The sequence below is a fragment of the Arcobacter arenosus genome (genome assembly GCF_005771535.1).
Classification (GTDB): Bacteria; Campylobacterota; Campylobacteria; order Campylobacterales; family Arcobacteraceae; genus Halarcobacter; species Halarcobacter arenosus.
On record NZ_VANU01000004.1, the window covers coordinates 250,360 to 262,009 of the forward strand.

Sequence of the window (11,650 nt, forward strand, 5' to 3'; positions counted from 1 at the left end):
CCTTATACATTTATTTTAAATCTTCAAATGGAAGTCCTACGTACTGCTCTGCAATAACTTTTCTTCCAGCTTCTGAATTTAAAAAGAACTCTAACTCTGAACCTTCCATTCTTTGTTGATAGAAATCTTTGTCATCACCAAAATTATGTAAAAGGTCTGTTAACCACCAAGAAAATCTAACACCATGCCAAATTCTTCTTAATGCTATTGGTGAGTATTGTTCAATACACTCTTTATCACCCTCTTTATATACTCTTGTTAATATCTTATATAAAGTAGATACATCTGAAGCGGCTAGATTTAATCCTTTTGCTCCTGTTGGAGGTACAATATGTCCTGCATCACCAACTAAAAATAAGTTTCCATATTGTAATGGCTCACAAATAAATGACCTTGTTGGAACAATACTTTTTTCAATACTAGGTCCAGTTATTAAATTATCTCTAGCAGATTCTGGCATTCTTAATTTAAACTCTTCCCAAAATCTTTCATCTGACCAATCTTCAATTTCCTCATCAGCTGGAACTTGAATATAATATCTTGATCTAGTATCTGATCTCATTGAAGCAAGTGCAAAACCTCTTTCAGTTTTAGCATAAATAAGTTCAGGGTTAATTGGAGGTGTATCACTCATAAGTCCTAACCATCCAAATGGGTAAACTTTTTCATACTCAGTTCTAACATCAAGAGGGATAGTTTGTCTTGAAACACCATGGAAACCATCACATCCAGCAATATAATCACACTCTAATTTAAACTCTTCACCATTTTGAGTAAATGTAATATATGGATTATCTGATTTTACATCGTGGGGTTGAACATCGCTTACTTCATAATATGCTTCGATTCCTCTTTGTTCTCTTGCTTCCATCATATCTCTAGTGATGTCAACTTGACCGTAAACAATTACACTTTCACCTGTTAATTCAGTTAATTCTATTTTTGTTCTTTTATCTCCAATTGCAAATTCAACTGCATCATGAACTTGTCCGATTGTATCCATATTGTGTGCCACATCAGCTTCTCTAACAAGTTTTGCAAAACCTTGTTCTAATACACCCGCTCTAATTCTTCCAAGAACATATTCACCTGTAACTCTTTCTAAAATTACAGACTCAATACCTTGTTTATGTAATAATAAACTTAACAATAAACCAGAAGGTCCAGCACCTATAATTGCAACTTGAGTTTTTTTAGTTTTCATCTTTTCCCCTTTTATTTTTATTCATTATAAAAATTTTTTGTTCCATATAAAATACTATTGTTCTTCTATATGGAACAAAATAAGTGATTTTAAAAGAAATTTGCAATAAAATACTAAAAATTAACAAATTTAGGAAATTTCATGAACAAAAGTTCGAATCTATCTTCAGTGGAAAATGCACTAAAAATATTAGAATGTTTTACAGTTGATGACACAGAAAAAAGAGTAACTGAAATCTCAAATGAATTAGGCTTAGCAAAAAGTACCGTAAGTCGTCTTTTAAAAACTTTATTAAACCAAGGTTATGTAAAAAAGAATCTTGAAAATCAAAAATACTCACTAGGCAATAAAGTCTTAACTTTATATAGTGCTCTTATGTCAAATATGGAAATAGTAAAAGAAGCCCACCCTTTTTTAGAAGAGTTAGCAAAAGATACTTCTGAATCAGTTCAGTTAGCTGAACTAGATAAAAACAAAGTTATATATATGGAGCAAATAAAATCTAGTTTTCCAATACAAATCTTTGCACATATAGGAAGGGTTAATCCAGTTCACTGTACAAGTTCAGGAAAACTCCTGCTTGCATATAAAGATTTTCATACTATAGAAAATATTTTGAGTAAGGGATTAGAAAAATACACCAAATACACAATAACAGATGAAGATAAATTAAAAAAAGAACTTTTGGAAATAAGAGATTTAGGATATTGTTATATTGAAAATGAGTTTATCGATGGAATAGTTTCAATTGCTGCACCAATAAGAGACTACAATAAAAATGTCATAGCAGCAGTTTCACTTGTGGGACCAATACAAAGGATAAATGGAGTTAAAGCTCAAAAATATATAGGAAAAGTTGTTGAAACTGCAAAGAAGATATCTAGTAGTATGGGGTATATGTATTAGGTTATTTTATAAATTATTTACATATAATGTATTACTAATAAATAGTTAAATGTAAATAAAAATAAGGAGGATATATGGAAAAGAGATATCAGGTTTTCGTAAGCTCAACATATGCCGACCTAAAAAAAGAAAGACAACACGTTACACAAGCTCTAATGGAGATGGACTGCATCCCTGCTGGTATGGAATTATTCCCAGCAGCTGATGAAGAACAGTGGGAGTTCATAAAAAGGATTGTTGACGATTGTGATTATTATTTACTAATAATTGGTGGTCATTATGGTTCCACCACTAGTGAGGGCATTAGTTACACTGAAAAAGAATATGACTACGCAGTCGAATGCGGTCTAAAAGTAATCGCATTACTCCACGAAAATCCTGATGAAATAACTGTTGGGAAATCTGACATTGAGCCAGAGCTTCGAGAAAAGTTACAAGCTTTTCGAGATAAAGTTAAAACGAATCGCTTAGTAAAATTTTGGAATGAAGCAAAAGATTTACCAGGACTTGTTGCACTTAGCCTGTCAAAGACCATAAAAATGTTCCCAGCCACAGGTTGGGTTAGGGCTACAGCCGTTTCTAACGAGGAGCTACTCGGTGAATTAAATGAGCTTCGTAAAGAAAACATCTTACTTCGTACAGAGTTGGCTAACATACAGCCACCACCTTCATATAATGTAGAAGGACTTGCTGACCTAGATGAAGAGTTTACAATAACTGGCACATATTACAATGATTATGGAAAACGTGACTGGTCAAGTAACATTACATGGCGTGAAATATTTTCAATTATTTCTCCATATTTGGTACAAAATCCAAATCAAGAATATGTTGAATCTATCTTGCATAATGCACTTATTGAACGGGACAATTTAAGTAATCGGACTAATAGTATGAGGAATCAAGATTTTCAAACTATAGCGGTACAACTTAAAGCATTGGGGTTAATAAATACTCATTATGCTAAAACTGTTAAGGGAAACATGGCTATGTTTTGGTCTTTCACTCCGAAAGGGGAAAGATTAATGGTTCAGTTGAGGGCTGTCCCATCAACAAAAACACAAGAATCTAAAAATAAGTAAATGTATAACAAACTAAAAATATAAATGCTAACTTATTTCAATGCATCCATAATTTTTAATAAAATAGACTAAAAAGTCTATTTTATTTTAGTGAGTTAATTTTGCTAATTGAATAATCATATTATTAGCAGTATCTTCATTTAGTGGTTTTTCATATGTTGTTAGAAGTTCTCTAGCGATAATATTTGCACCTAAATGTTGAAACATCATTCTCATGGCTTGAAGACCTTTTGCTCCTCCACCACCACTGTGAGTTGCAACTGCTACAACTTTTTCATTAAAAGCATCTCTCCAACTATCTGTTGCCCTTGAAGTCCATGCCATAGCATTATTTAGTACAGGTGGCATTACGCCATTGTATTCAGGAGCTACAACAATAAAAGCTTTTAAGTCTAAAATTCTTTCAGCCAAATGTTTTGCAACTTCAGGAACTCCATTTCTTTCTTCCTCTTTTGTACTATATAAAGGTAAGTCTAAATCAACTAAATTTATAAGTTCTACTTGACATCCCTGCTCTATTGCCAACTCTTCAAGTTTTAAACCTAGTTTCTGGTTATTACCAGAACTAGCTACTAATATTCCTATTTTAAACATCATAATAATCCTTATTTGATTCCTGAATTAATCATAAACTCTTCAACTTGATTCCATGTAAAGTTTTTCTGTGCATTTACATGTCCAAACATTTGATTTCTTTGTTGAGAAGTTAAATAGTATCTTTCATACAATTCAACTCTTCCACCCAAGGCTGAACCTGCAAAATCCCAAGCGATTCTAAATATTTGAGCTCTTTCTTGTGCCCCTTCTTCATTTGCAGATGGCATATATTTATTTAGTAAATCCTTCATTTCAGGGTTTTCATATGAGCCAACTGTTGGAGTTGCAAGTAAATTGTGACTTCCTATTGTTTTGATAATATCATTAACCCTAATCATCCATGCAGGCATATTAGCTATTAATGCTCTCATTGGACTTTCATCAAAGAAAAATGCACCATTACCCCAGTCATGAGCACCTTCAAATCCTGCTTTGATTGAAGAACGTGTCAGTTGTGAGTAAGACCAAATTTCACCTAACATCATAATAACTTCAGGTCTCTTATCTGTTTTGATAATTTTTGCCATTCTGTGACATAAGTCGTATGCAAACTCTAACTTAACTGCTGCTCTAATTCCAGTTTGTTGAGTAATATTTCCATATCTTCCTAATTGGTCAATTACAGTTTTATTATAAAATGCTAAATCCCCATCCATAAATACTCTATTTAGTGGAACTTCAACATTATCAAAAATTACATATGCATCTTGCTCATCAAATCTTGAAGAAAACGGTGCATCTTGAATAGATGCATTTACTTCATAATGGTCTCTACAAACCATAATCACACCTTTTGTGTTTACTGGTATTGAGAACATCAAAGCATGGTCTGCGCTTCCATTACTTGTTATTGGAGCAGATGGATATACAAATAACTCATCGGCAAATGGTCCAAGGGTTGCTAAGATTTTCGCACCACTTACAACTATACAATCATCTCTTCTTTCAACTACTTTAAAAGCTACCTCACCATTTATCCCATCTAAATCGGGCTGACTTTTATCAGGTTGCGGTTGAATAATTGTGTGGGTTAAAGATAAATCTTTTTCAACAACCTCTCTATAAAAAGCTTCTAAATTATCTGCCCATTTATCATGCCCTACAGCTCTAAAAGCATCAGTTCTACTTACATAACCTGTAAGTGCAACATTACAATAATCAGGTGTTCGTCCCAACATCCCATTTGAATATTTTGCAAGCTGTTCAAAACATCTTGCTCTTTTTTCTAAATCCTCTTTATTCTTTGGTAAGATTAAACTAGCTGACATTAATTCACCAGTAACATCATCAGTAACTAAACAATCATCAGAAAATTTATGTTGCCAATCAAAATAACCTGCCATTCCTTGTAGTGACCCTTTAAAAGATGGATGCTCAAAAAGATTTACTTTTTTACCATCAATCCAGATTTCTCTTTCATCTTTTAAACCATCTAAATACTGTTTTCCATTTCTTGCTGCCATAGTAACTCCTTAAAAATTGTCCCAATTTTGAAGGGACTTTTAGTTTTTTTAAAATTTAGAACATTTGTTCTAAAACTATAACTACATAAATTTTAAAGTTCGCTTAACGTACAAAAGTTACAAATAAGCTTAGAATAGCATTAAAATAGCATTTTTTTAAAAAGTATAGATATATAGGTAGTTTACTGGTAAGATAAATTTTTAAGTCAAAATTTATGCAAAAAAGAAATTTTAAAATTTTTTAAAAATTTATTAAAAAATTAGATATTTGTTAGATTTTTTATTTTATTTTGAACTAGTTCAATGGAACTAATCAATGAAGATTTTTCTAAACCTTTTTGCGTGTGATAAGGTTTCAAAGTGTATAAAAGATTTAATATTCCATGAAGTTTTCTAAGATTTTCATCCTCAACTTTTGTAAATATCCAATAAAGTTCCCATTGAGAACCAATTACCCATGTATTTGAACAAACAAACTGAAGTTCATCTTCATCTAAACTTATCATATATCCATATTTTGCTTGGTGTAAAAATAGATGTTTTAACTCTTTTGCTTTTTCTAAAACTCTTTTTTCTATTGTTTCTTTTACTTTTGGATATGTTTTATATAAGTTACTAATCTCTAATCTTAAAAAGGCACACTTTTTTTCTAATTCCATTTGAGTTGAAAAAAGTGAATAATAATCAAAAGGAGCATCAATATCATCTTTTATTGAAGTTAAATGACTACTAATAGACTCCATATAGTTTTCATAAATAGCAATAATTATCTCTTCTTTATTTTTAAAGTAATAGTACAAATTCCCAACACTAATACCTAGTTTATCAGCTATATGCCTAGTTGAACTATTCATACAACCTTTTTCATTAAATAGTTGTGTTGCCGTTTCTAATATATCATCTCTTCTAGTTGACAATTTTTACCTTAAAATGAGAATTATTGGATTTTAGCTAGATGAAGGATAAAAGAAGATTAATCTTCTTCTTTTATCATTTGTTTTAATACTCTTCGTGCAAGTTTTCCACCTGCATCAATATCTAAACTTATTAGACTTCTATTTGGAAATTTTTCTAGATTTTTTTGCTGAAATTCTAAAACTTCTAAATCTTCTTCAAAAATACCACCCTGACCTTTTAAGATATCTTGAGTTAATTGATTATCTTCAGGCTTAAAACTTCTTGCCATTCCCCAAAAATACCACATTGAGGTTTCACTTTGCGGAGTCATAAAATCTACTACTGTACATCTTACCTTATCCTCTTTGGGCGCATCTTTGCCACCTTTGTCTTTTAAAGCAACTCCAACATCTATTAAAACAGCCCCGGGTGGAACAAATTTTGATTTTTGCCATCTATCAACTTTTTTTGATGGATCAAGGTTATTATGTTTCATACACATTTGCCAAAATGGTGGTGCTTCTATATCATTCATATATCTACTTGTTACTACAAAACCATCTTCAAATTCAGTAGTAACTGGACTTTCATCAATCTCTTCTTGACCAATACTTGAACCATGAACATATTTTTCATGGGTTAAATCCATTAGATTATCAATCATAAATCTATAATCGCATTTAATATCAAAAACTCCACCAGCATATGCCCACTCAGGATTATCATGCCACTCTAGATGGGGAATTAAAGATTCATCAGCATTCTCTTTTTTCCCTGGCCAAATCCAAATAAAACCATATTTTTCAACAACTGGGAAATATCCTAAACATGGTATTTTTTTAGGGTCTTGCCCCGGCATCTCTATAATTTTACCCTTACACCCAGCTTTTAAACCATGATATCCACATACAAGGTCACCATCTTCTATATAACCTAAAGACATCGCGGCACCTCTATGGGTACAAAAATCTTCTAAGGCGATAACTTTCCCCTCTTTATTTCTGTAAAAAACTATATTAGTAAGACAAACTTCTCTTGCAAATGGTTTATCTTTAATCTCTTCTGATGTAGCTGCTACATACCATGCATTTTTTGGAAACATATTTATCCTTTCAAATTTTTTGATACCCATGAACTTATAGCTTTAGCGACAAGTTTAGGTTGTTCACACGGAGCCATGTGACTTGCATTTTCAATTACCACTAAATCACTTTTTTTTAGATACTCTTGCATCTTTTCATGTTGTGATATTGGGCTCCATTTATCTTCTGTAGCACTTAAAAGTAAAACAGGCACTTCTACATTTGGCAAAATTTCCCTTGCATCAGGCCTATTAAGTAGTGCATTTATTTGTTTGCTAAACTCATCTTTGTTATAGGTTTTAACCATAGTTTCAAGTTTAGACATCAACTTTTCATTTGATAAACCTTGATTGCCCATCATTGGAGGAAGCCATTGTTTTAAAACTGAATCCATCCCTTCGTTTTTAGCAAGGTCAAGAAGCTTTTGTCTTCCCGGAACTTCTGCATCAGTTCTTGGATTAACACCAGTATTAAAAAGTCCCAAAGCTTTTACTCTTTTTAAGTCTTGGTTATAAACCTCGAGAGCAACTCTTCCACCCATAGAGTGTCCTATCAAAATAAAATTTTCAGGTGATTCATCTAAAACTTTTTTTGCCATTGATTTAATAGAATCATACCCCTTAAATGAAATCATAGTAATGTCAAAACTATCTTCTAACTCTTTTTTTATATCTTCCCAAACTGTTTTATCACATAAAAGTCCTGATAGAAATACAATTGAATCTTTAGATTTCATAATTAAACCTTATTTTGTATTTGCATTAATAGCTTCTCTTGCTTCTTTTACAAGTTTCTCTCCATCAATGCCTTTTTCTTTTACTTCATTAATCCATCTTTGAACAACTTTTTCTCCAGCTTTGTTAAACTCACCCATTGATTTTTCACTTAATGTAGTAATATCTGAATCTTTTGAAGCTTTTTGTTTTTCAATCCCTGGTTTTTCAAAGTCCATCCATAATTGTCCAGCTTTTTTAACCATTTCCATATCTAAGCTTTTTTCAATTATTTTTTGTAAATCTTTTGGCATAGAATTAAATTTATCTTTATTCATTAACATAATAAACACTGATGTTCCAAATCTAGAATCATTTGGTCCAACAATTGAATGTTTAGTTAGATTATGAATTTTAAATGCTGGAAAAATCTCAAAAGGAACTAATGCTCCATCAACTGCATTTTTTGATAAAGCTTGAGGAAGTGTTGGTAATGGCATACCTACAGGCTCTGCACCAAACTCTTCAATTAGCCATCCACCTGTTCTTGAAGGAGTTCTTAATTTCAATCCTTTTAAATTTTCAAGTGATTTAACCTCTTTTTGAGTTGTATGAATTGCATTTCCAGCATGAACATAAACTAATAATGGTTTCACATCACTATAATCATCTTTGATTAAATCAAATTTCTCTTTTATTGCAATTGATGTAGCTAAAGATGAACCTTGATGAACAGTTGGAAGTTCAAAAACCTCAGTTCGTGGGAAAACTCCTGGAGTATAACCTGCTAATGTCCAGATAATATCAACTACTCCATCTCTAGCTTGTTTATAAAGTTCAGTAGGTTTTCCACCTAAAGTCATTGAAGGGTAAACTTCAACTTTTATTTTTCCCTTTGACATCTCTTCAACTTTTTTTGCCCAAGGCATAAGTAATTTTGTATGTGTTGGAGCTTTTGGACTGTGTAGATGATGTAAAACCAAATTTATTGGTTTTTCACTTGCACATAAACTACTTGATACTACTGCTAAACCTGTTACTATTCCTAAAATTTTCATTTTTATATTTTTCATTTTTTATCCTTTATTTTTCTAAGAATATATTTCTAAAATAATTCTCTAAATCATCAATTGCATCCAATGGCAAAATATCTGCTATATGTTGGTCTGGTCTAACTATTAATATGCATCCTTTATCTTTATCAACACCCCTTAAATCAAAAATATTTTCACCCTCTTTATAATTTGGGCAATAAGCCTTTTCATAATCTTTTAATCCATAAACACCAATTGCTGGTCTTAAAAGTGATGGAATCTCTTCAAACTCAATCTCTTGATGAACTTGTTGAAAAATTCCATAAGTATCAATAACCGAATCTAAAGCATCACCTTTTTTCGTATATTTCAAAATTGGTGAGTTTGGATTATTTTCTAAATAATTACACAATTTATAAACTGCTGATTCTTTACAATTTGGATTTGATCTATCATTAAAAATATATAATTTAAATCTGGTGTCAATTTTAATAGTCTCTAGAAGTTCTATCTTTTTTGCATCTGCCAATCTTATTACTGGTGCACTATGAAGTCTCTCTCCAACTATAAATCCACTTGCTAATACTTGATGAGTTCCTTGACTTGTAAGAATTGATGGTTGATATTTAACTGTTAAACCAGCTGTAAATCTTCCACCTTCAATAAAATGACTTTTTACATTAACAGCTTTGTTATCAACTGGTGCACTCATAACTCTTGCCCATTTGTGGTCATAATCAATTAAACCTTGTGCTGCTAATTGTCTTTCATCTGAATATGTATGTAATAATGAAGCGTCACATTTTCCAAGTAATACAGAAGCTAATTTCCATCCTAAGTTAAATGTATCTCCCATAGATACATTCATACCTTGACCTGCTTTTGCACTGTGGGTATGACAAGCATCTCCTGCAATAAATACATGGGGATTTGAATCACCTGTTAAGTTTGCTTCAACATCATCAAATCTATTAGTAACACTATGTCCAACTTCATAAACTGACCACCATGCTGTCTCTTGAACATCAAAAATATATGGGGCAAAAATTTCACTTGCAGCTTCTTTTAATCTATCTAAAGTGATATTTTTACTATCTCCTCTATTCTCTAATTTATCAAGTTCAACATATATTCTTGTTAATTGTCCACCCTCTCTTGGAATTAAAAGGATATTTCCTTTTGAAGATTTAATAATATTTTTAAATCTTAAATCTGGGAAATTAGTTTTAACTAAAACATCCATAACTCCCCATGCTTGACCTTCTCTATCGCCATGAAGTTCTCCACCAATAGCACTTCTTACTATACTTCTTGCACCATCACAACCAGCTAAGTATTTTGTTTTTACAGTTTTTTCTTTTCCATTACAATCAATAATAACAACAACAGGATATTCACTGTCATTTTTATCAAAAGAAACAGAAACTAAAGAATGAGAATAATCTACTTCTAATCTGGTAGGGGAGTTTTTCATAACTTCCATATACAAATCATGGATTCTACCTTGATTAAGCACTGTATGAGGCATATATGAAATACCATCTTTTACATCTTGTACTTTTGCATCTCTAACAATTTTGTTTGTATCACTTATATCAGGTTTCCAAAAATGAGTTTCATTTACCCAGTATGCTTCTTTTAAAACTTTTTCGGCAAATCCAAATGCTTCAAACATCTCCATTGATCTACAAGATACACCATCTGCTTGACCTAAATACATTGGCTCATCTTTTTTTTCAATTAGTCTAGTTTTAATCTCTGGAAATTGAGCTAATTGTGCAGCTAATGTTAATCCAGCAGGACCTGAACCAATAATTAAAACATCTAATTTTTCTGGTAGTTCCCCTTGCTCTCCTTCAAAACCCTTTGCCACTTTTTGAATCTCTGGATTTCCTCTATGAAAACCGTTTACATGAAATTGCATTATCTTCCCCCTTTTAAAATGTCCCATGTTAAAAGGGACCCTACTTTTTTAACTACTTTTATCCGATTGAATAAATCAATCGTAAAGTAGCAAACCCTAAAGAAGGCAACGAGTTACCTTTCTTGTTTTTTTGTTGTATATACAACACACTTTAGAAATGGTAACATCTTAAATTTTAAAGTACGCTTAACGAACATAAGTTCTTTTTAAGGAAAAATAGCATCAACATAGCATTTTTAAAACTAAAAAAAGAACTTTAATTTCTTTTAAGAATGTATATGTAAAAGTTTTGTTTTTAAAAGGATTTTAATGACTTCAAGATTAGGTAAATCAATAGGTATTGTGGTAACAAATACTGCTGTTTTATTAAATAGTTCCATAAATAAAAAACTTCAACCTTTTGGTATAGCAATAGAACAAAGAGCAATATTAGAGATAATTATGAACAAAGGTTGTATCAAACAAACAGAATTAACAACTATTTTATGTAGAGATAGAACTACAATAAGTAGAACACTTAAAACTTTAGAAAATAAAGACTATATAAAAAAAGAAAAAATTGATAATAAAATTTTTATGATAAAGTTAAGTGAAAAAGGTATTGATGTTATGGAAAAAACTCAAGATATTGTAAATGAATTTAGAAATAATATCTTATCAAATTTTACAGAAGATGAGATTGATAACTTATATGCATATTTAGAGAAGATTCAAGATATAGTTAAAGAATAGGGACAAGAATCTTGTC

Annotated in this window: 11 protein-coding genes; 3 read left to right on the plus strand and 8 right to left on the minus strand. The window is 31.3% G+C overall.

Translation table 11 applies throughout. The features are described from left to right. Window positions 1–10: 10 nt before the first annotated feature. Window positions 11–1,204 (minus strand): 4-hydroxybenzoate 3-monooxygenase, encoded by a 1,194-nt coding sequence (gene pobA, locus FDK22_RS10445; RefSeq protein ID WP_138152907.1) that lies wholly within the window; start codon window positions 1,202–1,204, stop codon window positions 11–13. Between the two features lie 141 nt (window positions 1,205–1,345). Here pobA and FDK22_RS10450 point away from each other — a divergent pair, with 141 nt between their 5' ends. Both FDK22_RS10450 and FDK22_RS10455 read left to right on the plus strand, forming a co-directional pair. Then, entirely contained in the window at window positions 1,346–2,110 is a 765-nt protein-coding gene (locus tag FDK22_RS10450; RefSeq protein WP_138152908.1) for an IclR family transcriptional regulator, read from the plus strand. A 74-nt stretch (window positions 2,111–2,184) separates the two neighbouring features. Beyond that, window positions 2,185–3,192 (plus strand): DUF4062 domain-containing protein, encoded by a 1,008-nt coding sequence (locus tag FDK22_RS10455; protein WP_138152909.1) that lies wholly within the window; start codon window positions 2,185–2,187, stop codon window positions 3,190–3,192. Window positions 3,193–3,279: 87 nt separating this feature from the next. On the opposite strand, the gene FDK22_RS10460 is transcribed toward FDK22_RS10455, so the two are convergent. The 7 genes from FDK22_RS10460 to FDK22_RS10490 all read right to left on the minus strand — a co-directional run bounded on the left by FDK22_RS10460 (window position 3,280) and on the right by FDK22_RS10490 (window position 10,902). Then, window positions 3,280–3,789 carry an NADPH-dependent FMN reductase gene (locus FDK22_RS10460; protein WP_228711695.1) on the minus strand — a complete coding sequence of 170 codons (510 nt, stop codon included), beginning with the start codon at window positions 3,787–3,789 and terminating at the stop codon, window positions 3,280–3,282. A gap of 8 nt (window positions 3,790–3,797) precedes the next feature. Continuing rightward, window positions 3,798–5,252, minus strand: coding sequence for a 4-hydroxyphenylacetate 3-hydroxylase N-terminal domain-containing protein (locus FDK22_RS10465; protein ID WP_138152910.1), 1,455 nt, complete (start codon window positions 5,250–5,252; stop codon window positions 3,798–3,800). Window positions 5,253–5,512: 260 nt separating this feature from the next. After that, the gene (locus FDK22_RS10470; protein WP_138152911.1) at window positions 5,513–6,169 is read right to left on the minus strand and encodes a TetR/AcrR family transcriptional regulator; all 657 of its coding nucleotides are present in this window, start codon (window positions 6,167–6,169) and stop codon (window positions 5,513–5,515) included. 56 nt (window positions 6,170–6,225) lie between these two features. Continuing rightward, a complete protein-coding gene (locus FDK22_RS10475) occupies window positions 6,226–7,251 on the minus strand; it encodes an aromatic ring-hydroxylating oxygenase subunit alpha (RefSeq protein WP_138152912.1) in 1,026 nt (341 codons plus the stop codon). A gap of 2 nt (window positions 7,252–7,253) precedes the next feature. Then, window positions 7,254–7,967: an alpha/beta fold hydrolase gene (locus FDK22_RS10480; protein WP_138152913.1), complete on the minus strand. Its 714-nt coding sequence runs from the start codon at window positions 7,965–7,967 to the stop codon at window positions 7,254–7,256. Between the two features lie 9 nt (window positions 7,968–7,976). Beyond that, window positions 7,977–9,017 (minus strand): TRAP transporter substrate-binding protein, encoded by a 1,041-nt coding sequence (locus FDK22_RS10485; protein WP_212745001.1) that lies wholly within the window; start codon window positions 9,015–9,017, stop codon window positions 7,977–7,979. Window positions 9,018–9,027: 10 nt separating this feature from the next. Further along, window positions 9,028–10,902, minus strand: a complete 1,875-nt coding sequence (locus FDK22_RS10490; RefSeq protein WP_138152914.1) for an FAD-dependent monooxygenase — start codon at window positions 10,900–10,902, stop codon at window positions 9,028–9,030. A gap of 309 nt (window positions 10,903–11,211) precedes the next feature. Here FDK22_RS10490 and FDK22_RS10495 point away from each other — a divergent pair, with 309 nt between their 5' ends. Beyond that, on the plus strand, window positions 11,212–11,634 hold the full coding sequence (locus tag FDK22_RS10495; RefSeq protein ID WP_138152915.1) for a MarR family winged helix-turn-helix transcriptional regulator: 423 nt from the start codon (window positions 11,212–11,214) through the stop codon (window positions 11,632–11,634). Window positions 11,635–11,650: the final 16 nt, after the last annotated feature.